Source organism: Selenomonas sp. oral taxon 136, from assembly GCF_001554015.1.
Lineage (GTDB): Bacteria > Bacillota > Negativicutes > Selenomonadales > Selenomonadaceae > Centipeda > Centipeda felix.
Genome location: NZ_CP014239.1, coordinates 547,439 through 573,845, shown reverse-complemented (window position 1 = coordinate 573,845; position 26,407 = coordinate 547,439). Strand labels below are relative to the sequence as shown.

The following is a 26,407-nucleotide window of genomic DNA, read 5'->3' as shown; positions in this document are numbered from 1 at the left end:
TGTGCGTCAAAGATCACTCAGCACTTGATGCCTGAGCCCTTGCGTGCATAGAAGAACCATGTGATGATGATGGTCAGAACGGTGAAGGCGATGAGAATGTAGAATGCAGGAATAACGCTGCCCTGTGTTCCGTATGCCCAGCCAAAGATCTTCGGGATGAGGAATGCGCCGTACGCCGCGATCGCCGCCGTGAAGCCTGTGACGAGTGAGGCGTGTACAGGACTGTCAAAGACAAACGGGATCATGCGGAAGCACGCAGCATTGATGAAGCCCGTCGAGAAGAAGAGTACGAGGAACGACCCGAAGAAGAGCGGGAAGTTATGCGACTGGATGCCCATGACGGTCGCAATGCAGGCGACGAGCATCAGGATGAGCGAGTAGAGTGTGACCTTCGAGCCGCTGTTGACCTTGTCTGCTACCCAACCGCCGATGGGGCGCACGCCCGCACCGATGAACGGTCCGAGGAACGCCGCATAGGCAAAGGAAACCTCGGGGAACTCGCGATTGACGAGAAGTGCAAGCGCAGCAGAGTAGCCGATGAACGAACCGAAGCCACAGGTGTAGATCACGGTAATGAGCCACGTATGTTTATTGCCAAAGATGGACATCATGCTGCGCGGACTCTGCTTTGGGATGGGCAGGTTGTCCATGAACATCCAGACGAGGATCAGGGTCAGAGCGGTCGGAATCGCCCAGAAGTAGCAGACATTCTGAATGTAGATCTCTTTGCCCGCCTCATTGAGGAGCGGTGCGCCGAAGAGTCCTCCAAAGCTCATGCCGAGGAGCATGGGGGCGGTCAAGTAGATGAGCGAGACACCGAGGTTGCCGATGCCGGCGTTGATGCCGAGAGCAAGCCCTTTCTGCGACTTCGGGAAGAAGAAGCCGATGTTCGCCATCGAGGATGAGAAGTTTGCGCCTGCGATGCCGATGCCCGCGACGAGAAGGACGAAGGTGTCATAGGTCGTCGCGGTGTCTGTGAGTGCATTCCCCAGACCAATGAGCGGAATGAGGAGCAGCGCGGTCGAGATCAGCGTCCAATTGCGTCCGCCGAGCATGGCGGGGAGATAGGTGTAAACGAGACGCCCCGTCGCCCCGACAAGCCCCGGCAGGGCTGCGAGGGTAAAGATCTCATTGTCCGTAAAGTGAAAACCAATGTGGTTGAGCTGGGCGGCGATGGTCGCCCACATTGTCCACGCAACGAAGGCGAGGGTCAGCGCCCATGTAGAAGTATAGAGGTTCTGCTTGGCGATGCGTTCGCCCCAGCGTTTCCAGAACACCTCATTTTCAGGGTCCCAATGCTCGAGAATTTCTCGGCGTGTTGGATTCTCGCCAAGGACGGCGAGAATGTCCTTATTTTCCATTTCCATCTCTCCCTTGTAAAAACTTTATATAGCGTTGATAAATGAAATTATAGTGAAAAAAATTTGCTCTGTATGTGACGAATATCACATGAAGTTTTCTGTTTTTTCGCTACTATAAATATATGCGATACGGTATCGTGGAGAGGGGGCGCAGATGAATCAGGAAGCACTCATCAAGGAACTGATGTCGATTCCAGGCAAGGTGATTTCCCTGCACGATGGCGCGTATCTCTATCGTGAGGGTGCGCCGGCACACTATTTCTATATTGTGCGCTCGGGGCATATCTTCGTGGTCAAGTACGGCGCATCGGGGCGTGTCTTGGCGCTGCGCCTCGCGACGAAGGGGAGCCTCGTCGGAGAGCTGCCAATCTACGAGGATGAGCCGACCTATCTCTTCAGTGCGATTGCGCGCAGTGCCGCCGAGGTCTATGCCATCGAGTTCCCCGTGCTGGAGACGTATCTCGAAAAGCATCCGCACCTCGCTGTCGCGCTGCTGAAGCTGATCGGGATGCACATGCGCAAGCAGCACCTCAAGTTTCGTGATCTCGTGCTCTACGGGAAGAAGGGAGCACTCTGCTCAACGCTTCTCCGTCTAGCCAACAGCTACGGGATGGAGACGGACGAGGGAATACTGATCTCCGTGCCGCTCACGAATCAGGAGCTCGCGAACTATTCCGCATCGGCGCGGGAGAGTCTCAACCGCATGCTCGCTGAGTTGAAGAAGAGCGGTGTGATCGATATGCGCGGGCATCTGATCCTCATCAAGGATATCGACTATTTGAAAAAGACCATCCACTGCGAGAATTGCGGGGTGGAGATCTGTAATATTGAGTGAATCGGGGACACAGAATAGGGGCCGCTGTACGAAGCGAAAACGTCGTGCAGCAGCCCCTGTCTTTGTCTATTCGCATGGAATTCCCTGATACGCCGTTGCGCCGCGAGTGCAGACGGCGCGCCCCGCTGTGAGATCGGTCAGCTCCGCCGTGCGGCGTGCGATGTCGTCGGGCGGGACACGGAGGAGACAGGTGACGCGCTCTGCGTATGTCGTTTCTCCTGCGATCAGTGCCTCTGTGCGGATGTAGCGCTCGACGGCGGCGAGCAGGTCGTAGTCGATCGTGACGGACAGCTCACGCAGGAGTGTCATGCGCAGCTTGGGGGCGGCGTCAAGCCCCAGCCCTGCCGCATGGGCGTATGCACGGATGAGCCCGCCCGCGCCGAGTTTGATCCCGCCGAAGTAGCGGACGACGGCGACGGCGATATCCGTGATGCCGCGTCCCTTGATTGCTTCGAGGATGGGGCTGCCCGCCGTCCCGCCCGGCTCTCCGTCGTCACTTGAGCGCTGCCGTGCGGCATCCGCGCCGAGGACCATGGCGTAGGGCACGTGGCGCGCATCGTAGTGCTCCTTTTTCAGTGCGGCGAGCCATGTGCGCACCTCGTCCTCGTCCTCCGCGTGTATGACGTAGGCGAGGAAGCGGGAACGCTGGATCTCATACGAAACAGGGGAGACACCGCCCTCCGGTATCTCCCCTGTGATGGTCGTGTAGTCACGATCCATACTCATTTGTTCTTGCGGTTGAAGTACTCGACGATGCCCGCATCGAGCAGTACGTAGGTCGGCCCCGTGCTCGCGGTCAGCTCGCCCGGCTGAAAGATGGGGCAGACGAAGCCGCGTCCGCCGAGGAAGTAGTCGGCCGGAAGCTGACGCACGGATTTTTCGGGCTGGATCGGCGTATTGCGTCCGTACTCGTTGTAGAGGTGACCGTTCACCGCCTCGCCGTCGAGATCGGACGGCGTGACGTGCACGAAGAAGGAGAGCGGCAGACGCTGTCCCGTCTTCTTGTAGTAGACGATGCCGTAGTCGTGGCGTGCGGGCTGATTGGCGTGCAGGTCATAGCGCAGCTCCGTGAACGTCACAGACAGGAAGTTTTCGTCGTCGAGATGTACGCGATAGCCGAGCTCGCCGCGGAAGAATGCCCCGCTCTGGTACTGAGCGCGGAATGTCTCCGCGAGTGCCTTCATATCAGTGTTGATGCGATCAGCGACCGCACTGTCATCGAGACTGATGACGGGGTAGGCGATGGACAGGTTCTGCGCGGCCTCCCGATGCTCGCTGAGGGCGGCGGACGAGGTCCCCGTGATGCCGACGACGAGCGCGAGAGCAATCAGTAAAGCTCTGAATTTCATAGTGAGTACTCCTCCTTTTCATACTTAATTGAATCATAATAAAAATTTACGTATTTGTCAAATAAATGATAGTAATTGACGCGCTCTTGTAGTATGATGAGAGCGCATTTTTTATACAATATATATTCGAGGAGAAAGGTTGTGTTACGGAGCCAATGGGCGAGTCGACGATGAAACGGAGGCTGAAGCACAGACATCTTCAGCTCATCTCTCTCGGCGGCGTGATCGGGAGCGGATATTTTCTGGGGACGGGCTACGTCCTCGAGCAGGCAGGGCCTGCGGCGGTGATTTCCTATCTGCTGGGCGGCATCATCGTGCTCGCCGTGATGCTCTGCCTCGCAGAGCTGGCGGTGGAGCAGCCGCTCTCGGGCTCATTCGTCGTCTACGCGCGCGAGAATATCTCGGCGACGTGGGCGTGCGGTGTGGGCTGGTCCTACTGGGTGACGTGGGTGTCCTACGTGCCCTCGGAGATGATTGCTGCGGGCATCATCATGAATTCATTCCTGCCCGAGGTCGGGACGATCTGGTGGGCGGTGCTGTTTGGGCTGCTCGTCACCCTCCTCAATCTGTTTCGCGTCGATAAATTCGGCGAGAGCGAGTTCTGGCTCGCCCTTGTCAAGATCATCGCCCTCGTGGCGTTCAGCGTCGTTGCGCTTCTGATCTGTCTCGGGCTCATCGGCGATGAGGGCTATATCGGCACGGGCATCCTACTCGGCAGCGGCGGCTTTGCCCCGCACGGATACGCGAGTATTGCGCTGACGATGGTCATCATCCTCGTCAATTTTCAAGGGACGGAGATCATCGGGCTGGCAGCGGGGGAGACGGCGGATCCCGCGCGCAGTATTCCGACGGCGGTGCGCAATGTGACGTGGCGCATCATCGCGCTCTACATCATCCCGATTACGCTGCTCGTCTCGATCCTGCCGTGGGATCACGCGTCTCTCTCCAAGAGCGTCTTTGCGGCAGCGCTTGCCGAGCATGGATTTTCGCATCTGGGGGCGCTGTTCTCGTTCGTCGTGCTGACGGCGGCGCTTTCCTGCTCCAACTCGGGGCTCTACGGCGCGGCACGCACGGTGCACGCGCTCGCGACGATGGAGATGGCGCCGCGTGCGCTCGGTGGGCTCAGCCGCAAGGGGATTCCCTCGCGTGCCATCTATGCCTCGATTGCCTTTTGCTGGGGCGTGATTGCGCTCTACGCGCTGCATCCCAATGCGGCGCTCTATACCTATCTGCTCGCACTCTCGGGGTTCTCGGGCGCGGTCGCGTGGATCTCGATCTGCTGGAGCCAGTATCGGCGGCGGCGCAGGCTTGAGGCGGCGGGGACGGTGTCCCTCCTGCGCTATCGGATGCCTCTCTTCCCGTATGTCACGCTGTTCGGGATCTGGGCGCAGGTGCTCTGCCTCCTCTTTATGGCGTTTACCCCCGAGCTGCGCTCTGCGCTTTATTTGGGCGTACCCATGCTCGTCGTCCCCATGCTTCTTTACCACTTCTTGCGCAGGCGCAGGGCACATGATATAATTAAAGAATAGGGAGTTTTTCGTAGGGAGGAATGTTTATGTTTGGGCTCTTTGATAAAAAGAAGGAAGCGGAGGTTTCGCTCGCTGACCGCATTGCAGCAAAACCGTTGGCGGCAGCAGGTGCACAGCAGGGAGCGTCCGCCGCAAAGCCGCGTGTGCCGTTCGCGGGACTCGGCAGCGTCGGCGCAGGCGATATGAAGTCTGCCTATCTCTCGCGCAGCGAGCTGACGGCAGAGCGTCTGCGCGATCTCTACGATGTGCCGGGCGGCCCTGCGATTGTGCTCGGCTTCGTCTCGTCCGATCTCCCCATGGCGGAGATTGCGCGTACAGTACAGACGGCATCGCCTCCCGATGTTCAGGTTCTGCTCATCTCCTCGTGCGGGGAGCTGACACATACGCCGGGAGCGCGCTCTTACTATATGGATGCGAAGGACGGACGCGCAAAGGTGCTGCTGCAGGTCTACAGCAAGCGCATGATCGCGCAGACCCACATGATGACAATTCCCCTGCACAACGAGGACATACGGCGCGGTACGGTGGAGCTGACCCCTGACGAGCGCATTAAGAGAATCCGCGAGGGGGTTGACGCACAGCGCGTTCCATTCCCCGTGCGCTTTGACAATACCTTTGCCTTTGTCTATATAGACGGCGTGACGGCGTGCGAGTCGTTCGTGCTGAAGGCACTCTATGACAGTGAGTTCCTGCCATGCCCCTACATTGGTGGGAGCGCGAGCGGTGCGCTCGACTTCTCCCACACCTATATCTACAATGGCAGGCAGGTGCTCGAGAACCATGCCGTGGTTCTTGTCGTGAAGCTCGCCGACGACTATCGTTACTCTGTCTTTAAGACTCAGGCGGCAGAGCCGACGGGGGATAAGTGGACGATCATCGGATCGGATGCGACGCTCCGTACGGTGGAGACGGTTGCCGACGCAGAGGGGCATCCCGTGCCCTTTGCCGATGTACTGATGGAGCATCTCCATGTCTCCGACGTGAATGCACTCAGTGATGCGCTTGCCGGCTATACCTTTTCCTCGCACGTCGGCAAGCAGCATTTCATCCGCTCGCTGCAGCAGTTTGACGCGGCGGAAAAGCGATTCCATTTCTACTGTGACATTACGGCGGGTGAGGAGATCTTCCTCATGCGGCGGGAAAACTTCGTCAAGACGCTGAAGGATGAGTACGCCGCATACGCAAAGGGCAAGCCGGCGCCGATCGGCGCAGTGCTGAACGACGGCATCCTGCGGCGCCTGACCTTTGCCGCAGATCTCGCAGGAGCGGATCTCTTCGATGGGATGCCAATCGCGGGGTTCTCTGCCTTTGGGGAGATTGCCGGTCTGCACGTTAATGAGACGCTGACGGCAATTTTCTTCTATCAGCTCTCGGGCGGTATGTTCAGTGACGGCTATATGGATCGTTTCCCGTCGAAGTACGCGCTGTACCAGAAGACGTATCTCGAGCATGAGATCAGCCGACGCGCGATCATCGCGCATCTGCGCGAGGGGATCATTCAGGAGTTTGACAGCTACCGTCAGCAGATGACGGGACTCTCGGATGTCATGGAGCATGTGGCGGAGAGCGTTGAGAACGTCTCCGGGCTCGTCAACCAGATGAGCGACGGCATCGGCGATCAGGGCAATATGACGAAGGAACTCCTGTCGCGCAACGCCTCGATCACACCGAAGCTGGAGCATCTGACCGAGAGTACGAAAAAGATCGAGCAGGTCATGCACATGATCACGGAGATCTCCGCGCAGATCAACCTGCTCGCGCTCAACGCCGCCATCGAGGCGGCACGTGCGGGCGAGATGGGACGCGGGTTCGCCGTCGTCGCAGGAGAGGTGCGCAAGCTCTCCGAGAATACACGCGAGCGGCTGGAGGCGTCCGATGAGGCGATCCGCGAGCTCCTGCATGATGTGAACGAGATCGATCAGATGCTCGCGCAGAATCAGGAGTTCGATACGAAGGTCGAGGACTTCGAGCAGGGCTTTGACGGGCGCGTGACGGATATGAAGAGCAGTCTCGCGGGCGGTGTCGATGCGATTCGTCATTCGAGCGGCTCGCTGGAGAGGGCAGGGGCGCTTGGCGCGGCACTGTCGAAACGCGTGGAGGAATTGGATGCGGTGCTCCGCTCCATTCGATAAGTAATGGCATTTGATATTTGGGAGGAGCTCGAGCAGAGTGGAGAGATATTGTCCGCAGGAGATTGAAGCAAAGTGGCAGAAGATCTGGGAGACGGAGCACAGCTGCCACACGGAGATGGATGCGACGAAACCGAAGTACTACGCGCTTGAGATGTTTCCGTATCCGTCGGGAAAACTTCACATGGGGCATGTCCGCAACTACTCGATCGGCGATGTGATTGCGCGCTTCCGCACGATGGAGGGGTACAACGTCCTGCACCCGATGGGGTTTGACTCCTTCGGCATGCCCGCCGAGAATGCAGCGATCAAGAACAAGGTGCATCCGGCGGAGTGGACGTATGCGAACATCGCGAACATGGAGAAGCAGCAGCGTGCGCTTGGGCTTGCCTACGACTGGGACCGCGAGGTCATCACCTGCCGTGAGGACTACTACCGCTGGACACAGTGGCTGTTCGAGCTGTTCTACAAGAAAGGCCTTGCCTACAAGAAAAAAGCATCCGTGAACTGGTGCGATACCTGCGGCACGGTGCTCGCGAACGAGCAGGTCGAGGACGGCAAGTGCTGGCGCTGCAAGTCCGAGGTGCACAAGAAGGATCTCGCACAGTGGTTCTTCAAGATCACGGACTATGCCGATGAGCTCCTCGCCGATCTCGACAAACTCCCGGGCTGGCCCGAGCGCGTCAAGACGATGCAGGCCAACTGGATCGGACGCAGCGAGGGCCTTGAGTTCCGCCTGCCTGCGCCCGCGCTCGATGCGGAGATTCCCGTCTACACGACGCGTCCCGACACCGTGTTCGGCATGACCTTTGTCGCGCTCGCACCCGAGCATCCTCTCGTAGAGAAGATCTGCGCCGTCAGCGACAAGGCCGAGGAGATCCGTGCGTTCTGTGCGCGCGTCAAAAAGCAGTCCGATATTGAGCGCTCCTCGAGCGAGTCGGAAAAAGAGGGTATTTTCACAGGGATTACCTGCACGAATCCGTTCAACGGGGAGCAGGTCGAGATCTGGGTCACGAACTACGTCCTCTTTGAGTACGGCACGGGCGCGGTCATGGCCGTCCCGTCGGAGGATCAGCGCGACTGGATGTTCGCGGAGAAATACGGCATCCGCAAGATCCTCACGATCCGCCCGAAGGACGGAGAGCTGTGTCTCGAGGACATGACAGCGGCATATACCGAAAAGGAAGGCATCCTCATCAACTCCGGCAAGTTCACGGGGATGGAGATGCACGCGGCGATGCAGGCGATCATGGATGAGGCGGAGTCACAGGGATATGGCAAACGCCGCGTCAACTACCGCCTGCGCGACTGGCTCATCTCACGCCAGCGCTACTGGGGTGCGCCGATCCCCATCATCAACTGCCCGAAATGCGGCGAGGTACTCGTCCCGGAGGCAGAGCTGCCCGTGCGTCTCCCCGAGGATGTCTCATTCGAGCAGGGAGCAGTCTCGCCGCTCTCGTCGAGCGAGCACTTCCTCCACTGCAAATGTCCCAAGTGCGGCGGCGATGCGACGCGCGAGACGGATACGATGGACACGTTTATCTGCTCCTCGTGGTACTACTACCGCTATACGGATCCGAAGAACACGGAGCGTCCCTTTGACCGCGACAAGGTGAACTACTGGGCTCCCGTCGATCAGTACATCGGCGGCATCGAGCACGCGATCCTGCATCTCCTCTATGCACGCTTCTTCACGAAGGTACTGCGTGACGCAGGGATGCTCGACTTCGACGAGCCGTTCACGAACCTCCTCACGCAGGGCATGGTCATCAAGGACGGCGCGAAGATGTCGAAGTCGCTCGGCAACGTTGTCTCGCCCGAGGAGATCATCGACCGCTACGGAGCGGATACGGCACGGCTCTTCATCCTCTTTGCCGCGCCAGTGGACCGTGACCTCGACTGGAGCGATCAGGGCGTCGAGGGGGCGTACCGCTTCCTCGGGCGCGTGTGGCGTATCCTCGGACAGTTCGCAGAGACGATCAAGGGCGCGCCTGCGTCCTACGATGCAGCAACGCTCAGCACAGAGGAGACGGAGCTGCGCCGCGTGCTCCACGCGACCATCAAGAAGGTCACGGAGGACGTGCGCGACCGCTTCATGTTCAACACGGCGATCTCCTCCATCATGGAGCTGGTCAATGCGCTCTACGCATTTCAGGACAAGGAGCTCACGCCGGGGCTCGCGCGTGAGACGGCGAGCGCACTCATGCGGATGCTCGCGCCGTTTGCACCGCACATCACGGCGGAGTTGTGGGCACAGCTCTTCGGCGGGAACGTTCACGCAGAGACGTGGCCACAGTACGACGCGGCGGCACTCGTGCAGGATGAGGTAGAGATCGTCCTGCAGATCAACGGCAAGGTACGCGACCGCGTCAAGGTCGCCACGGGACTTGACCGTGCGGCGCTGGAGCAGCTCGCAGCGGAGCTGCCGCGTGCGAAGGAACTTACGGCGGGCAAGACCATCGTCAAGGTTGTCTGTGTCCCCGGCAAGCTGGTCAATATTGTTGTGAAGTAAGGTGTAACGTCAGGGAAAAGTAACATCAGAAGATAAGGGAGAGAGAACATTATGCTGAAAGCGTTTGCAGTACGAAGCCTGCTGCCGGAGATGCTGATTGGCCGTACGGTTTATGATGGTGACAGCGAGAACGTACTCGTCGAGGGCGGCACGGTACTGGACAAAGAGACGATCAAGCTGCTCAAGAAAAAGGGCATCGCCTCTGTCTATGTCGATGAGGACAGCATTATCGCCGCCGTTCAGAAGGAAAAGGCAGTCAAGGCGGAAAAGGCAGCCGTTATCGGCAGTGGTCCCGCTCCCGAGCGCGAGATCAAACTGGACAGCAAATACGAAGAGGACTATCGCTACGTCTACGGCGAGATGGAGAAACTCTTTGCCGAGGCAGCAGAGACCGGAAAGCTCAACATGAGCATCCTGCAGGACGTGATGTCAAGCGGCCGTCTGCGCGACCTCTACAAGGAGGGAGCAACGGCCGTCTCCATGATGTACAGCATGAATCAGGGGGGCAACTACAACCTGCATCACTGCGTACATCTCGCCATCCTCGGTGGGCTTATGGCGAAGTGGATGGGCCTCGTGGGCATTGATCGCCAGAACATGGTGCTGGCAGGGCTTTTCCTTGATATCGGGAAGCAGATGATTCCGAAGGATCTGCTTGAGAAGAAGGGGCTTCTGACGGAAGAGGAATTCGATATCTTGAAGAATCACGTTGTTGACAGTTTCAAGATCGTCGAAAAAAGTGAACTTGCAGGCCGCACCGACCTTATGAACGGCATCATCCAGCATCATGAGCGTGACGATGGATCGGGCTATCCTTCGGGGCTGAAGGGGGATGCGATCACGACCTTCGGCAAGGTGCTCGCCATCCTCGACTGCTACGATGCGATGGCGTCCAGCCGCAGCTACGCGGAGAAGCGTTCCCCGTTCGAGGTGTTCAAGGTACTCTATGCCGACGTACTGGACGGAAAGCTTGACTCGGAGTACGCCGTTCTCTTTATGCGCAAGATGAATGCCGCACTCAACGGCTGCTGGCTCCGTCTCTCGGACGGTTCAGCAGGACGCATCGTCTACGTCGACGAGTCACGCGTCACGGCGATGCCGGTCATCCAGCTCGCAGATGGCGGCTTCATCGACCTCAATACCGTCAAGGATCTCACCGTTGTCGAGATCATGACGGCGAGCGATGTCAGCAAGCTGTAAACGGATGATGCTCAAAGCACCCGTATGGGTGCTTTTTTCATGGAAATCGCTGATGCGATCGGGGGATCTCTGCGCTTTTATTGCATCCCTTGACGGATACGATATAATGAAGAGATAGCTTTTCGCGAAGGAGGGGGACGCATGGCGATGGTGCCAAAACTCAATACAACGCAGTTCGAGGGGGAGATCCCGTTCAAGGTTGTTGCGCCGTTTGAACCGATGGGCGATCAGCCGCAGGCGATTGCCGATCTTGCCGGCGGCATCGAGAACGGCATGACGGCACAGGTGCTGCTCGGAGCCACGGGCACGGGCAAGACCTACACGATGGCAAAGGTCATCGAGCGCGTTCAGCGTCCGACCCTCGTCATCGCACACAACAAGACTCTTGCCGCGCAGCTCGCGAGTGAGTTCAAGTCATTTTTTCCCGACAACTACGTCGGTTACTTTGTCAGCTACTACGACTTCTACCAGCCCGAGGCGTACATCGCCCAGACGGATACCTATATTGAAAAGGATGCGTCGATCAACGATGAGATCGATGAGTTGCGCCACTCCGCGACCTGTTCACTCTTTGAGCGGCGCGACGTCATCATCGTGGCGAGCGTCTCGTGCATTTACGGACTCGGCTCGCCGGAGAGCTATCACGAGATGGTTCTCTCCGTGCACAAGGGGCAGACAATCACGCGCGAGGAGATCCTGCAGAAGCTCATCTCCATCCGTTACGAGCGCAACGATATCGCGTTTGAGCGCGGACGTTTCCGTGTGCGCGGCGACGTGATTGAGATCTTTCCCGCAGGGTACAACAACCGCGGCGTGCGCATTGAGATGTTCGGCGACGAGGTGGAGCGCATCATCGAGTTCGACGTGACGACGGGCGAGGTTTACGGCGAGCGGCTTCACTCCATGGTGTTTCCGGCGTCCCACTACGTCACGGACGATGAGGATATGAAGATCGCCATGGCTGACATTCGCACGGAGCTTGAGGAGCGGCTCGCCGTACTGAAAGGTGAGGGCAAACTCCTTGAGGCACAGCGGCTGGAGCAGCGCACGAACTATGACCTCGAAATGATGCAGGAGATGGGCTACTGCTCCGGCATCGAGAACTACTCGCGTCACCTCACGCACCGCGCGCCGGGCGCGACTCCGTACACCCTCCTCGACTACTTCCCCGAGGACTTCCTCATCATGATCGACGAGTCGCATGTGACCCTGCCGCAGATTCACGCCATGTACGGCGGCGACCGCAGCCGCAAGGTCTCACTCGTGGACAACGGCTTTCGCCTGCCGTCCGCGTTCGACAACCGCCCACTGACGTTCGAGGAGTTCGCGGCGCGCATCAATCAGATCGTCTACGTCTCCGCAACGCCCGGAAAATACGAGATGCAGCAGGCACAGCAGGTCGCTCAGCAGATCATCCGCCCGACGGGGCTCCTCGATCCCGAGGTCGAGGTGCGTCCGCTCGCAGGGCAGATCGACGACCTCATGGGTGAGATCCGCCTGCGCATCGGGCGTAATGAACGCGTCCTCGTCACGACGCTCACCAAGCGCATGGCAGAGAACCTCACTGAGTATCTGCGTGAGGCGGGCGTTAAGGTGCGCTACCTCCACTCGGACATCGCAACCATCGAGCGCGCGGAGATCATTCACGATCTGCGCGCGGGCGAGTTCGACGTGCTCGTCGGCATCAATCTCCTGCGCGAGGGGCTCGATATGCCGGAGGTCTCGCTCATCGCCATCCTCGACGCGGACAAGGAGGGCTTTCTGCGCTCCGACACCGCGCTCATCCAGACCATCGGACGTGCCGCCCGCAACGCCGGCGGGCACGTCATCATGTACGGCGATGTCATCACGGGCTCGATGCAGCGCGCCATCGACGAGACGGAGCGCCGCCGTGCGATACAGCAGGAGTACAACGAGGAGCACGGCATCGTGCCAAAGACCATCGTCAAGCCCATCGTCCCGCTCATCGAGATGACGCTTGTCGCGGCTGAGGATAAGAGCCCGTACGGGAAGAAGGACGGCAAGGCAAAGAAAAAACTCGGCAAGAAGGAGCGCGAGAACCTCGTCAAGAGTCTTCTGCGCGAGATGCAGCAGGCGTCGCGTGCGCTGGAGTTCGAGCGTGCGGCAGAGCTGCGCGACATGATCGTCGAACTCGAGGGCGAACTGCCGAGGAAGAAAAAATAAGGACATACAGATAATGAATGAATACATCAAGATCGAGGGGGCACGCGCCCACAATCTGAAAAATATTACAGTGCAGATACCGCGCGATAAATTAGTTGTGGTGACGGGGCTCTCCGGCTCGGGGAAGTCCTCGCTCGCATTTGATACGATCTATGCCGAGGGGCAGCGCCGCTATGTGGAGTCGCTGTCCGCCTACGCACGGCAGTTCCTTGGGCAGATGGACAAGCCCGATGTGGACAACATCGAGGGGCTGTCGCCTGCCATCTCGATTGACCAGAAGACGACGAGCCACAATCCGCGCTCGACGGTCGGGACGGTGACGGAGATCTACGACTATCTGCGCCTGCTCTATGCGCGCGCGGGACGCCCGCACTGCCCGAACTGCGGCAAGCCGATCACGCAGCAGAGCGTCGATCAGATGGTGGATCGGATCATGCAGCTGCCCGCAGGAGCAAAGCTCCTCATTATGGCGCAGCTCGTGCGCGGCAAGAAGGGCGAGCACAAGAAGGTGCTCGAACAGATTCGCCGCGAGGGCTATGTGCGCGTGCGCATCGACGGAGAGCTGCATGATCTCGGCGAGGAGATCGCGCTCGAAAAGCAGAAGAAGCACACGATTGAGATCGTCGTAGATCGCCTCGTCGTGCGCGAGGGCATGGAGAGCCGTCTGGCAGACTCGCTGGAGACGGCGCTCCACGCAGGTGAGGGCGTGGTCTACGTACAGGTGGTGGACGGCGATCTCCTCATGTTCAGTGAGAACTTCGCCTGTGTGGACTGCGGCATCTCACTGCCCGAGATCGCACCGCGCATGTTTTCATTTAACAGCCCATTCGGCGCGTGCCCCGTCTGTACGGGGCTCGGCAGTCACAAGGAGTTTGACCCTGCGCTCGTCGTTCCCGACCCGGCGCTCAGCGTGGCAGACGGTGTCTTTGCACCGCTCTCGAAAAATCCGAATTCCTATGGGATGCGGGCGATCACAGCACTCCTGGCGGCGCACGACTATGACGCGCATACGCAGTGGAACCGCATGGACAAGAAGACGCAGAAGATGCTGCTCTATGGGTCGGATGAGTATGTTTCCTTCCAGTACACGAATATGTTCGGCGAGGAGAAGGAATACCATGTCCCGTACGAGGGCGTTTTGCCCGCACTCACGCGCCGCTATCGCGAGACGGACTCGGAGGAGATGCGCGAGAGCTACGAGGACTATATGACAGATACGCCGTGCTCGGCGTGCCACGGGGCGCGGCTAAAGCCTGAGGCGCTCGCCGTGACGGTCGGCGGGAAGAATATCGCCGCACTCACGGCACTTACGATTCGTGAGGCAGATGCGTTTCTAACGGAGGCAGAGCAGGATTTTACGCCGCGTGAGGCAAAAATAGCCGGAGAGATTTTGAAGGAAATTCATGCACGCCTCCATTTTCTCCTCGATGTGGGACTCGACTATCTGACGCTCTCGCGTGCGGCATCGACGTTGTCGGGCGGAGAGGCACAGCGCATCCGCCTCGCGACGCAGATCGGCTCGGGGCTGATGGGGGTGCTCTACATCCTTGATGAGCCGAGCATCGGGCTGCATCAGCGTGACAACAACCGCTTGCTCGCGACCCTTCGGCATCTGCGTGACCTCGGCAATACGCTCATTGTTGTGGAGCATGACGAGGATACGATGTACGCCGCCGATCATATCATCGATATTGGCCCCGGCGCAGGAGAGCATGGCGGCGAGGTGGTTGCAGAGGGAACGGCGGCAGAGATCATGAAGAATCCTGCATCCATCACGGGGCAGTATCTCTCACGCAAAAAGTTCATCCCCGTGCCCGCAGAGCGGCGCAGGGGAAACGGCTATTTTCTGGAGATCGTGGGTGCGGCGGAGAACAATCTGAAGAATGTCAATGTGAAATTCCCGCTTGGTACGCTCACGCTTGTGACGGGCGTGTCCGGCTCGGGCAAGTCGACGCTCGTCAACGAGATCCTCTATCGCGGTGTCGCCTCGCGGCTCTACCGCGCGAAGGGAAAGCCCGGCAAGCACAAGAAGATCAAGGGGCTTGAGCATATCGACAAGGTCATCAACATCGATCAGCAGCCGATCGGACGCACGCCGCGCTCGAATCCCGCGACCTACACGGGGGTGTTCGATGCGATCCGCGAGCTGTTCAGTCAGGTGAGCGAGTCGCGTATGCGCGGCTATAAGGCGGGGCGGTTCAGCTTTAACGTGAAGGGGGGACGCTGTGAGGCGTGTCGGGGCGACGGCATCCTGAAGATCGAGATGCAGTTTCTTCCCGATGTCTACGTTCCCTGTGAGGTCTGCAAGGGGGCGCGCTACAACCGCGAGACGCTCGAGGTGCACTACAAGGGCAAGACCATCGCCGAGGTGCTCGACATGACGATTGACGAGGCGGTGGAGTTCTTTGCGAATGTGCCGCGCATCGCGCGCAAGCTCGAGATCATCCGCGACGTGGGGCTCGGCTACATCCGCCTTGGACAGCCTGCGACGACGCTCTCGGGCGGTGAGGCGCAGCGCGTCAAGCTTGCGACGGAGCTGGCGCGGCGCAGCACGGGAAAGACGCTCTATATCCTCGACGAGCCGACGACGGGGCTGCATGCGGCGGACATCCACAAGCTGCTCCTCATCCTGCAGCGGCTCGTAGACGGCGGCGATACGGTGGTCGTCATCGAGCACAATCTCGACGTCATCAAGACGGCGGATCACATCATCGACCTCGGTCCCGAGGGCGGCACGGGCGGCGGAACGATTGTCGCACAGGGAACGCCCGAGGAGATCGTGCAGGTGAAGGCATCCTATACGGGGCGCTTCCTGAAGCCCCTGCTGGAAGAGAAACATTGATGGCTTGAATGAATGTGATGCAAAGCCCCAAAGCGAACCCTAGTGGAGCAAGTGAGGAAAGCATGCGACTCGCCCCCGGCGTACTTCTTTCGTTCAAGCGAAGCGCGTTTAAGAAGTGCGCCGGTATTTAGGCGAATGAGCACGCGATCACTTGCGTAACTAAGTGTTCGCGAGGCACTTGCATGAAAGAGAAATAACTGAAATAAAGAAGGTAATGTAGAAATGCTGATTTTAGGGCAGATGATCGTATTCTTTCTGATGATTTTTGCAGGGGCGCTTGCCCGCCGATACAAGATCATCATTCCGAACAATCAGGAGCAGTTTTCCTCCCTGATTGTCAATATCGCGTGCCCCTGTCTCATCATCTCCTCAGCGATGCACGCACAGGAGCACATGGATCTGGCGCAGGTTATTGACACCTATCTCGACTACGCCATTCTCCTCGTGATGATGTGCGCCGTCGGTTTCCTGCTGCCGATTCTCCTGCGCTATCGCGGACGTCTGCGCGGTGCGGTGAACCTCTCGTTTTGGTTCAACAACTCACTCTTCATGGGGCTGCCGCTTGTGCAGGGGGTGTACGGCGATCAGGCGGTCGTCTATATGACGCTGTTCTTCATTCCCGTCAATCTGCTCTTTTTCATCTACGGCGTTTCCTCCATCAGCATTCATAAACAGCGTGGTCTTGAGATGGTGCGCATGCTGCTGAATCCCGGCATCATCGCCTCGCTGATCGCCTGCGTGATCTACTTCGGTGAGATTCCGACAAATCCGCTCCTCCTGCAGGCGTTTACGATGGTCGGTGCGATGACGGCGCCGCTCGCGATGATGATGATCGGCGCATCGCTGAAGGATATCCACATGCGCCACATGCTGACCGACCGCAAGCTGCTCGTCTACACCTTTCTCAAGGCCGTGGTGCTGCCCATCCCCATTCTCTTTGCGATGAAGTTCTTCGTCACGAATCCCTACATCCTCGGCTGCAGCCTCGTCATCGTCGCCGCGCCGACGGGCGGTATGGTGGCGATGGTCGCCCTGCTCTACAACAAGGTCGCCTATCCGCTTATGACGGAGATCATCGCGCTCTCGACGGTCATCTCCGTGGCGACGATACCGGTCGTGTCGATGATTACGGGAATTTGACAGGGAGGTACATTTGCCCATCTTTATTCTGATCTTAGTGTCTGCCATAGTCCTAATCGCAGGGCTGTCTGTATTTTTCCTGCGGTACCTGACGGAGGGACGGCGGCTGCGCGCGGCGCGTGCGGTGATCGTCCTCTTTGATGTCCTCGGCGTCGGCGCGATGCTCTTTCTTTTTGCTTCGCATCGGACGGAGGGCTGGGCGGGGATGCTCGCCCTGCCGATCTTCCTGGGCTGCGTTGCGCAGATCATCGCGCTGCTCTTGACGATGCTCGCCGTCCTCGTGCGTGCGGCAGTCCGCAGGATGCGCGGCGTTCCGTACAGTCCCGCACGGCGGCGCGTGCTGAAATGTGCCGCACTCTATCCGGCGGCGGGGGCACTGCTCGGCAGCTACGGGGCATTCATCGAGCGGACGGCAGCCGTGCGCCATGACTATCGCATCCCCGTAAGGAATCTCCCGCCTGAGGCGGAGGGACTGGTGATTGCGCAGATCAGCGACGTGCATCTCGGCGCGTTTTTCTCTGTGGAGGAATTCGATGCGCTCCTCACCGAAACAGCGGCAGGGGGGGCTGATCTGCTCGCCGTGACGGGCGATCTCTTTGATGCGGAGCATCTGAACGAGGCGGCGGCTGCAGTGCTTGAAGCCCACGCAGAGGATTTTCCGCGCGGGATCTGGTACTGCATCGGCAATCACGAGTACTTTCGGCGCAATGCGCTCCCCATTGTCACGCAGATGGCACGCAGGGGGCGTGTTCATGTTCTCCTCAACGCAGCGGAGCGCGTTCCAGGCTGCGGCGCGCTCTACCTTGCGGGCACGGATTATCCATTTGCACGCGGGGATGCATTCTACACGGAAAAGGCAGAGTTCTTTGCGGCAGCGATGGAGGACGTTCCTGTGCATGCGGTGACGGTGCTCCTCGCGCATCATCCCGAGTTCATCGATGATGCGGCGGCAGACGGGCGTGTCCCTCTGACGCTGACGGGACATACGCACGGCAGTCAGTTCGGCATTCTCGGACAGCCCCTTTTCCCCGTCTTTAAGTATACGCGCGGGATGGTGCGCATCGGGGAGAATTATGGCTATGTGCACACGGGCAACGGCAGCTGGTTCCCCCTGCGGATCGGCTGTCCGCCCGAGACGGCGTATTTTAGATTGGAGCGAGGCGACGTATGAGCTGGATTGAGGACTACAGTGCCCTGCGTGAGGATATTCATACGGGGTACATCTACGAGGCGATTGAGGCGATTCTCTATATGCGTGCGCACGAGGAGATCCCCGCAGAGGAGCAGTGGCGCTTCTCTGAGATGATGGGGATGTGCTGCCGTGCGCTCGCCGATACGGAGGGGGCGATTGCCGCGTATTTCGAGGCGGCGACCGAGGACAAGAGCCTGCGCCTTCAGCGGGAACATTTCTCCCGCTACCTCTATCTCTGTCATGCGGCGGTGCAGCTGACACCGAAGGAGTTGCAGCCGCAGTTTGCGATGTGTGCGTCGCTCTATCAGCGTGAGGAGCCGCTCCCGCCGCGTGCCCCCGTCCATCACGCGCGTCTGCGTATCGGCTTCCTTGCGCCGCAGTTTGACCATACGGCAGTCTACGGCGCACTGGCCGTGCATCTGACAGAGCGATACGATGTCTATGCCTATGCGCTCACCGACCGCACGAATGCACCAACGTCATGGGAGGCGGCGGGTGTTCATACTGCCGTGCTCGCGCAGGGGACGCCGCAGGAGCAGGCGGAGCGCATCCGTGCGGATGAGATCGATATCCTGATTGACCTCGGCGGGCATCGGGACGGCGGCGCGACACTCCCTGTGCTCGCGCTGCGCCCTGCGCCCGTACAGATGGCGGGGCTGGATGCCGCCTCTACAACAGGGATGCCCCTTGTCGATGCGTTCCTGACGGATGCGCTGCTCTCTCCTGCGGGGACGGAGGAGTTCTACAGCGAGGAGCTGCTGCACCTGCCGCATGCGCTGTGCTTTGCGGCGGATGATGCCCTGCGCCGTGCGCCTCTCGCGGAGCGTGCGGCAGATGCACCGCTGACCTTCGGTGTGACGCAGGACTTCATGTGCATCAACGAGGAGGCACTGAAGGTATGGGGGCGCATCCTGAAAAAACTCCCGAAGGCGCAGCTCATCCTGCAGGATACGGAGGACAGCCCTCTGCGCGTGACAACGATTGTCGAGATGCTGGACGGGCTGAAGCTGCCCATGAAGCGCATCTTTGTGAAGCCGGGCGGTGCGGGCGCTTTGGACGATGACTCTGTCGATGTCGTCCTTGACACCTTCCCCTTTTCCGGGGCGGCTGCGGCGGCAGAGGCTCTCCTTTGCGGCGTTCCCGTTGTGACACTGTACGGGGAGACGCATACGGCGCGGCGCAGTGCGTCCGTGCTCGCGGCGGCGGGGCAGACGCAGTGGATCGCGTCCGATGCGCGTGCCTATGAGCGGATTGCCTGTGCGCTCGCGGAGGATGTCGCCGCTCTGCGTACACGCCGCGCCGCACTGCGTGACGCGGTGCTCGCATCGCCTCTGACGGATCTGGCGGCGTATACGGCATCCGTCGCGAAGACACTGGACGGCTATTGGGATGCGCATGGAGCAAAGGTAAACCAATAGACAATATTTAGTTGACGTAATAAAATTCCTGCTCTATAATAGACCTCATACGTACGATCTATGATAAGGCAGGGATTTTTTTATGCAGAAACGCCGTATTGCTGAACTGACGCAGAAGATTATCGCGGGCTACCGCGTCCGCCGTGAGGATGACCGCTCGATATTCATGGATGCTCCGCTGGAGGAGCTGCAGGAGGGGGCTCATCGTCTGCAGCAGCAGTTCTGCGGAAACCATATCGATCTGTGTACGATCATCAACGGCCGCAGCGGCCGCTGCGGGGAGAACTGCAAGTACTGCGCACAGGCGGCGTGTCACAAGACGGGCGTGGAGACGTATTCGTTCCTCCCGCAGGAGGAGATCATCGCTCATGCAAAGGCGAATCAGAATGCGGGAGCGAACCGCTTCTCCATTGTTACTTCGGGCGGCGCTCTCTCGGGTGAGGAGTTCGAGCGGGCACTCGATGCCTATCGTGCGATGCGGAAGTCGCTGACGATTGATCTCTGTGCGTCGCATGGCCTCCTCACGCGCAGCCAGCTGCGCCGCCTGCGCGAGGCGGGGGTGACGAGCTATCATCACAATATCGAGACATCGGAGCGGTATTTCCCGCAGATCTGCACGACGCATACGTACGCCGACCGCATCCGCACGATCAAGGCGGCACAGGCAGAGGGGATGTGTGTCTGCTCGGGCGGCATCATCGGTATGGGCGAGACGTGGGCGGATCGCTTTGATATGGCGTTCGCCCTGCAGGAGCTCGGCATCGAGTCCATTCCCATCAACTCGCTGATGGCGATTCCGGGGACGGCACTGGAGCATCTCGCTCCGCTCTCGGGTGAGGACATCCTGCGTACAGTGGCGATCTTCCGCTTTATCAATCCGACGGCGAACATCCGCCTCGGCGCAGGGCGCAAGCTGCTCCCGGAGAACGGCGCGACGGCGTTCCTCTCCGGAGCGTCTGCCTCCATCACGGGCAATATGCTCACGACCTCGGGTACGACGATCGCTCAGGATATGGAACTGCTGAAGGAGCTCGGCCTGACGAACCGCGACGAGGACTGCAGTGTGCACACGGGCTCGTGCGCGGCACGATGATTCATCAAAAATAAGGACCGCCAACGAAGCTGAAATGTTTCGTTGGCGGTCCTTTTGGTTATAGATAACTCTCAAATTTTTCCATATCCGTGATGCAGATCTTTCGTCCTGCCGCCGTGATGATGCCATCGCGCTGCATTGCACTCAGCTCACGTGAGAGGGAGGGGCGGCTGACGGCGAGATCGGCAGCGATGAACTCACGGCTGACGGAGAGTGCTGCACATCCGCTCTCGTCGATGTGGGGCAGGAGATAGCGGACGATCTTTTCGCGCAGCGTACCGCTTGCGAGCACTTTGAGCTTTGTGTGCATCGCATACGCCTTGCCCGCGAAGATGCGCATGAGGTTACGCTGAACGAGAAGGGCAGAGCGGTGCGGTGTCTTGCCGATGTCCAGCGTAAAGAGTCTGCTCGATACCTCGAGCAGGGTTGTCCGTCTTGTCGTAGAGACGTACATATCGTAGGGGCGCTGCAGCACCTCGTAGACCTCGCCGAACATATCGCCCGGCTGATTGATCTCGGAGATGAAGATCTGGCGCCCCGAGCGCGTATCCTTGAGGATATGCACCTCCCCCGCAATCAGGATGTAGAGGGAGTGGGGCATATCGCCGTCGTGGAAGATGATCGTATCCTTTGGATAGGTGTGCAGGCGCACGTCGCTTGAGGCGAGGAGCTCCTCGACATCCTCCTCGTTCATGTCGCGGGCAAGAGAGGAGGCGGCGAGGATGCGCGCGGCAGTTTCCTTGTCGTTCGCTGGCATAGTTACTCCCTCAGTAAGATGTTCTCGATCTCTGCGATATACATGGTGTGGTAGTCATGTTCCGGGTAGTAGGTATGAGGAAAATCCTCCTGCCCATTTACCGCAGCGTTCGTAAAGCAGGAGGGATCCAATTTCTGCGCATAGAGTTTCTTCGTGAGCATGGTGAGGCGTGCCTCCTCAAAGTAGGTATAGGCACCGTGCTCCTTCTTCGTCAGTGCGTATTTTGCGATCTTATCCTCATCACGCCCGGATACCGTTCCAAAATACTGCATCATCGGCTTGTATTTCTTCTCAAAAACCGAAAGGGTGATGCCGTCGGATGCATCGACGAACTCTTTCGTGTAGCGCGTCGGACGAATGAAAACATAGGCGACCGGGCGTGCCCAGAGAAAGCCAAGACCGCCCCACGACGCCGTCATGCCGTTGACTTTTCCGTCGTGTACAGCGCTGACCAGCATCCAGTCCTGACTGATTAGCTTGAATACGTTCTCCGTTAGATCCATGGGGCGAATTTCCTTGATTGCCATGATATATACCTCCTAGAATATTCTGTGTTGGCTCTCATTATAGCATAGGAGAACGCACAAAAAAACCGTCCCCGTGGGACGGCATCAGATATCTTTATGGTGCTCACTGAGGGATTCGAACCCCCGACCCCCTCCATGTGACGGAGATGCTCTACCAACTGAGCTAAGTGAGCCTAAGAAAAAATCCGCACAACTGCGGATGAAAAATCAAATGGTGGGGTTAACAAGATTCGAACTTGTGACCTCCTCGATGTCAACGAGACACTCTAACCAACTGAGCTATAACCCCATAGTGCCGCTCATTTCCAAACGACAGAACGAATTATAGCAGATGAAATGCCGCCTTGTCAACTCCTAATTTTACTCCTGCGGAGGAGTGGATGAGCTTTTTCTCATGAAAAATATATGTTAGAGTGAAAATGAGGTGGACTTGATGATTAAACAATATTCGGTGGATGCATTCGCCGAGAAAGTGTTTCATGGAAACCCGGCTGCTGTCTGTATCTTGGATGCGTGGCTGCCTGACTCAGTGATGCGGTGCATCGCGGCAGAAAACAATCTCTCCGAAACAGCGTTTGCTGTTGGAGTGAATGGACAGTATCATCTGCGCTGGTTCACACCGTGTGAGGAGATCGATCTCTGCGGGCATGCGACTCTTGCTGCTGCATTTGTTTTGATGAACATTTATGAGCGCAGTGCACAGTCTGTGAGCTTTGATACACTGAGCGGTTTGCTGACCGTTAGGCGTGATGGAGAGCTTTTTACAATGGATTTTCCTGCCTTTACGTTAGAGAAGGTGCTTGTCACCGATGCCATGGAGGAGGCTATTGGCATTCGCCCCACTGAAGCATGGTTAGGGCGAGATCTTGTCTGCGTCCTGCCAACGGAATTTGATGTGCGCACTTCTGTGCCAGATGCCGAGAAAACGAAGTTTTTACCGGGGCTGATCCTCCATACAACGGCGTGCAGCGACGACACAGACTATGTGCTGCGATCCTTTGCACCAAAGATTGGTATCGCTGAAGATCCTGTCTGTGGATCTGGCAACTGCCATACGGCGCCGCTTTGGGCAGATAAACTGAAAAAATGTATTTTGACGGCAGAACAGGCTTCTGCTCGAGGCGGAATTCTCCATTGCACTGTGGATGGGGAGCGTGTCGAGCTAGCAGGTAAGGCCGTACTCTATGCGGCGTCTGAGCTATATATTGACGAGAGAGCATGATGTTTGGCCGGTGAAAACAATACAAAGGCAAGTTTGCTGTACCCCATGAGCCACTATCTGTAAGGACGCTCGGAGAACTTCGGTCTGAGCGCCCTTTTTATGTAAGAGTTCGCCTCCTAAATGAAAAGGTTGCTCTAAATTATAGGGCCAAATCGGATCGCAGAGCGTATTACAATGAACCGCGCCGGCGCTTTCCTGTTCAGAATCAAAATGCGGTTGACAAGACAGACAGCGCAATATATAATTCGGTTATAACATATCGAATATATATGAATTAAAAGGGAGAATATCATGGCTGCAATTGAGGATATAGAGGCATTTATCGCAGAGGAATTTGAGTGGTTCCATCGTCACCCCGAGCTCTCCTACGAGGAGGTCGAGACAACGAGGCGGATTCGCGCCGCCTTGGAGCGGGCGGGGATCCACATTCTGGATCTGCCGCTCAAGACAGGACTGGTCGCGGAGGTCGGGCAGGGGGAGCCGCTCGTTGCGCTGCGCACCGATATCGACGCCTTGCCGATCGAGGAGCAGACGGATCTGCCATACCGCTCGGAGTATAGAGGACGGATGCACGCCTGCGGGCACGACTTCCATATCTCGTCGGTGCTCGGCTCGGCGCTCCTGCTCAAGCAGCATGAGGCGGAGCTCACGGGGCGCGTGCGCATCTTCTTCCAGCCGGCAGAGGAGGCACCGGGCGGTGCGAAGGTACTCATCGAGGCAGGCGCGTTGAAGGACGTTGCAGCGATTTTCGGCCTGCACGCCTCGCCCCTCATGGAGGTCGGCACGGTTGGCATCTCGGCGGGAGCGGTGATGGCAGCGGTGGATCGCTTTGTTTTCCGCTTTCATGGCACGGGGACGCATGCCGCACATCCTGAGTCCGGCGTCGATCCGATTGTCCTTGCGGCGGCGTTCATCCAGTCCGTGCAGACGGTTGTCGCACGTAATCTCAATCCGTTCTCCGCAGGGCTTGTGAGCGTCACGCATATTGCGGCGGGGAATACGTGGAACGTGATTCCCGAGGAGGCACTCGTCGAGGGGACGACGCGCAGCATGAATGCAGAGGAGCGTACGCACATCCGCGCGCGTGTCTGTACTCTCGCAGAGCAGCTGGCAGCATCCTACGGTGCCGCGGTGGAGACGGATTGGTACGAAGGACCTCCCGCAACGTGCAACGATGGCTTTTGGGCATCGTACGCCGCGGAGAAGGCGAAGGAGCGCGGGCTGAATGTCGTACCCGCACCGAAATCGCTCGGCGGTGAGGATTTTGCCTTCTATCAGGAAAAGGTGCCGGGCATGTTCGTCCTCGTCGGGACAGGGCTTTCTGCCGCCATCCACAACCCGACCTTCCGCGTCGACCCGCGTGCCCTTGCGCCGACAGCGGACTATCTGGCGGAACTCGTGCGCGGCGCATTGGGGAAGGTGAAGGAGCAATGATCGAATTTGTGAATGTTCACAAGAACTTTCTTGTGAACGGGAAGCCAGTTACGGCACTGCAGGAGGTCAGCCTCAAGATCCCGGACGGGGATATCTTCGGTGTCATCGGTTTCAGCGGTGCGGGCAAATCAACGCTCCTACGCATGGTCAACGCGCTCGAAAAGCCCGATCACGGGCATGTTCTGCTCGACGGCAAGGCGGTGGATGAACTGTCCTCCAAGGAGCTGCGGCGGGCGCGCAAGAAGATCGGCATGGTCTTTCAGCAGTTCAACCTGCTCGAGTCCAAGACGGTGTGGGAAAATATTGCGATACCGCTCCGACTGGCGCATGACCGCACGCAGGAGGAGATTGATGCGCGTCTCAAGCGATTGTTGGAGTTTGTAGAGCTCACGGACAAGGCGGATGCCTATCCATGGCAGCTCTCCGGCGGGCAGAAGCAGCGTGTCGGCATCGCGCGGGCGCTTGCGACACAGCCGTCGATTCTGCTCTGTGACGAGGCGACCAGTGCGCTTGATCCGGAGACGACGGACTCGATTTTGAAACTGCTCGCACGCATCAATCAGGAGCTCGGCATTACGATCCTCTTTGTCACGCATCAGGTGCAGGTGATACAGAAGCTCTGCCGTCACGTTGCCGTGATGGAAAGAGGCAGGGTGATTGAGCACGGTGCGACGCTCGATATCTTCTCCGCTCCGCGCGAAGCAATGACGCGGCGGTTCGTGCGGGCGGTCATTCCCGACGAGCTACCCAAAAGTATATGGGAAGCACTGCAGGAGGAGCGGCGCAACTATCGCCTGCTGCGGCTGCGATTTCTCGGCGAACAGGCGAAGGGGAATCTGCTCTATCGCATTCAGCGGGCGTTTTCCGTCGAGACCAGTGTGCTCTTTGCGTCGGTCAGCGAGATCGAGGAGCAGGTTCTGGGAATATTCATTGTCCAATTCATCGGTGAGGACGCAGAGCTCGCGCGTGTAGAGGACTATATTCACGCAGAGGGTGTGGAGTGGCAGGAGGTGAATCCATGATGGAGTTAGGTGTACCAAATGCGCAGATCTTACTTGCGGCGCAGGAAACGCTCTATATGGTCTTTGTTTCGTTGGCGATCGGCACGCTGCTCGCAATGGCGCTTGCCGTTGTGCTGATCCTTACGCGGCCGCTCGGCATCCTGCCACACAGCTGGACGTATCAAATTGTGAACGTCACAGTCAATGTCATCCGCAGCGTACCGTTCATCATTCTCATGGTGTTCATCCTGCCGCTGACAAAGATGATTGTCGGGACACGAATTGGTACAACAGCGGCACTTGTTCCGCTCGTGGTGTTCATTACGCCGTATCTCACACGGCTCTTTGAGAACTCGCTACTCGAGGTGGATCATGGCATTGTGGAGGCGGCACAGGCGATGGGCGCATCCTATTATGAGATCGTCCGCTACTTTCTTTTGCCGGAAGCGAAGGGGTCGCTGATCCTGTCCGTGACGACGGGAACCATCGGGCTTCTCGGAGCGACGGCGATGGCGGGCGCAATTGGTGCGGGCGGTGTGGGCGATCTCGCGCTGACGTATGGCTATGAGCGTATGAACTCCCCGCTCATGCTTTTTACCGTTGTCGTCCTCATCGCCTTTGTGCAGATTATACAGTCGGTGGGAAATTACTTTGCCGCACGTGCGCGTGGGCATTGAGTTTA

20 protein-coding genes and 2 tRNA genes are annotated in these 26,407 nt (G+C 58.5%); 15 read left to right on the top strand and 7 right to left on the bottom strand.

The window, feature by feature from the left end; translation table 11 throughout:
- Window positions 1–17: 17 nt before the first annotated feature.
- Window positions 18–1,367, bottom strand: a complete 1,350-nt coding sequence (locus AXE86_RS02610; protein ID WP_061944371.1) for an MFS transporter — start codon at window positions 1,365–1,367, stop codon at window positions 18–20.
- A gap of 148 nt (window positions 1,368–1,515) precedes the next feature.
- Between AXE86_RS02610 and AXE86_RS02605 the strand changes: the two genes are divergently transcribed.
- Window positions 1,516–2,196, top strand: coding sequence for a Crp/Fnr family transcriptional regulator (locus AXE86_RS02605; protein ID WP_061944369.1), 681 nt, complete (start codon window positions 1,516–1,518; stop codon window positions 2,194–2,196).
- A 66-nt stretch (window positions 2,197–2,262) separates the two neighbouring features.
- Here the strand turns inward: AXE86_RS02605 and AXE86_RS02600 are convergent, their stop codons facing one another.
- Entirely contained in the window at window positions 2,263–2,922 is a 660-nt protein-coding gene (locus AXE86_RS02600) for an IMPACT family protein (RefSeq protein WP_061944365.1), read from the bottom strand.
- On the bottom strand, window positions 2,919–3,545 hold the full coding sequence (locus AXE86_RS02595; RefSeq protein ID WP_061944364.1) for a hypothetical protein: 627 nt from the start codon (window positions 3,543–3,545) through the stop codon (window positions 2,919–2,921). The genes AXE86_RS02600 and AXE86_RS02595 overlap by 4 nt, the downstream gene beginning before the upstream one ends.
- 155 nt (window positions 3,546–3,700) lie before the next feature.
- On the opposite strand from AXE86_RS02595, the gene AXE86_RS02590 reads away from it, so the two are divergent.
- The 10 genes from AXE86_RS02590 to bioB all read left to right on the top strand — a co-directional run bounded on the left by AXE86_RS02590 (window position 3,701) and on the right by bioB (window position 20,784).
- The gene (locus tag AXE86_RS02590; RefSeq protein ID WP_061944361.1) at window positions 3,701–5,074 is read left to right on the top strand and encodes an amino acid permease; all 1,374 of its coding nucleotides are present in this window, start codon (window positions 3,701–3,703) and stop codon (window positions 5,072–5,074) included.
- A gap of 26 nt (window positions 5,075–5,100) precedes the next feature.
- Window positions 5,101–7,206 carry a methyl-accepting chemotaxis protein gene (locus AXE86_RS02585; protein WP_061944358.1) on the top strand — a complete coding sequence of 702 codons (2,106 nt, stop codon included), beginning with the start codon at window positions 5,101–5,103 and terminating at the stop codon, window positions 7,204–7,206.
- A 37-nt stretch (window positions 7,207–7,243) separates the two neighbouring features.
- Window positions 7,244–9,715 (top strand): leucine--tRNA ligase, encoded by a 2,472-nt coding sequence (gene leuS, locus AXE86_RS02580; protein WP_061944355.1) that lies wholly within the window; start codon window positions 7,244–7,246, stop codon window positions 9,713–9,715.
- Between the two features lie 51 nt (window positions 9,716–9,766).
- Window positions 9,767–10,915, top strand: coding sequence for an HD-GYP domain-containing protein (locus AXE86_RS02575; RefSeq protein ID WP_061944353.1), 1,149 nt, complete (start codon window positions 9,767–9,769; stop codon window positions 10,913–10,915).
- Between the two features lie 141 nt (window positions 10,916–11,056).
- On the top strand, window positions 11,057–13,099 hold the full coding sequence (uvrB, locus tag AXE86_RS02570) for an excinuclease ABC subunit UvrB (protein ID WP_061944350.1): 2,043 nt from the start codon (window positions 11,057–11,059) through the stop codon (window positions 13,097–13,099).
- A gap of 13 nt (window positions 13,100–13,112) precedes the next feature.
- Window positions 13,113–15,941: an excinuclease ABC subunit UvrA gene (uvrA, locus tag AXE86_RS02565; protein ID WP_061944347.1), complete on the top strand. Its 2,829-nt coding sequence runs from the start codon at window positions 13,113–13,115 to the stop codon at window positions 15,939–15,941.
- 222 nt (window positions 15,942–16,163) lie between these two features.
- On the top strand, window positions 16,164–17,081 hold the full coding sequence (locus AXE86_RS02560; protein ID WP_061944344.1) for an AEC family transporter: 918 nt from the start codon (window positions 16,164–16,166) through the stop codon (window positions 17,079–17,081).
- Window positions 17,082–17,094: 13 nt separating this feature from the next.
- On the top strand, window positions 17,095–18,252 hold the full coding sequence (locus AXE86_RS02555) for a metallophosphoesterase (RefSeq protein ID WP_061944341.1): 1,158 nt from the start codon (window positions 17,095–17,097) through the stop codon (window positions 18,250–18,252).
- Entirely contained in the window at window positions 18,249–19,691 is a 1,443-nt protein-coding gene (locus tag AXE86_RS02550; protein WP_061944338.1) for an O-linked N-acetylglucosamine transferase family protein, read from the top strand. Before AXE86_RS02555 ends, AXE86_RS02550 begins: the two co-directional genes overlap by 4 nt.
- 82 nt (window positions 19,692–19,773) lie before the next feature.
- Window positions 19,774–20,784 carry a biotin synthase BioB gene (gene bioB, locus AXE86_RS02545; protein WP_061944335.1) on the top strand — a complete coding sequence of 337 codons (1,011 nt, stop codon included), beginning with the start codon at window positions 19,774–19,776 and terminating at the stop codon, window positions 20,782–20,784.
- A 58-nt stretch (window positions 20,785–20,842) separates the two neighbouring features.
- Here bioB and AXE86_RS02540 read toward each other — a convergent pair whose 3' ends face one another.
- From AXE86_RS02540 to AXE86_RS02525, 4 genes are all read right to left on the bottom strand, one after another.
- Window positions 20,843–21,541 carry a Crp/Fnr family transcriptional regulator gene (locus AXE86_RS02540; RefSeq protein WP_061944333.1) on the bottom strand — a complete coding sequence of 233 codons (699 nt, stop codon included), beginning with the start codon at window positions 21,539–21,541 and terminating at the stop codon, window positions 20,843–20,845.
- Window positions 21,542–21,543: 2 nt separating this feature from the next.
- Window positions 21,544–22,068: a flavin reductase gene (locus AXE86_RS02535; RefSeq protein ID WP_061944330.1), complete on the bottom strand. Its 525-nt coding sequence runs from the start codon at window positions 22,066–22,068 to the stop codon at window positions 21,544–21,546.
- 97 nt (window positions 22,069–22,165) lie between these two features.
- A tRNA-Val gene (locus AXE86_RS02530) sits at window positions 22,166–22,241 on the bottom strand.
- A 39-nt stretch (window positions 22,242–22,280) separates the two neighbouring features.
- A tRNA-Val gene (locus tag AXE86_RS02525) sits at window positions 22,281–22,357 on the bottom strand.
- Window positions 22,358–22,501: 144 nt separating this feature from the next.
- On the opposite strand from AXE86_RS02525, the gene AXE86_RS02520 reads away from it, so the two are divergent.
- The 4 genes from AXE86_RS02520 (at window position 22,502) to AXE86_RS02505 (ending at window position 26,402) form a co-directional block, all read left to right on the top strand.
- Window positions 22,502–23,290: a PhzF family phenazine biosynthesis protein gene (locus AXE86_RS02520; protein ID WP_198145280.1), complete on the top strand. Its 789-nt coding sequence runs from the start codon at window positions 22,502–22,504 to the stop codon at window positions 23,288–23,290.
- Between the two features lie 291 nt (window positions 23,291–23,581).
- A complete protein-coding gene (locus AXE86_RS02515; protein WP_061944328.1) occupies window positions 23,582–24,724 on the top strand; it encodes an amidohydrolase in 1,143 nt (380 codons plus the stop codon).
- Window positions 24,721–25,746, top strand: coding sequence for a methionine ABC transporter ATP-binding protein (locus tag AXE86_RS02510; RefSeq protein WP_061944325.1), 1,026 nt, complete (start codon window positions 24,721–24,723; stop codon window positions 25,744–25,746). The genes AXE86_RS02515 and AXE86_RS02510 overlap by 4 nt, the downstream gene beginning before the upstream one ends.
- Window positions 25,743–26,402 (top strand): methionine ABC transporter permease, encoded by a 660-nt coding sequence (locus AXE86_RS02505; RefSeq protein ID WP_061944323.1) that lies wholly within the window; start codon window positions 25,743–25,745, stop codon window positions 26,400–26,402. Before AXE86_RS02510 ends, AXE86_RS02505 begins: the two co-directional genes overlap by 4 nt.
- The last annotated feature ends 5 nt before the right edge of the window (window positions 26,403–26,407 follow it).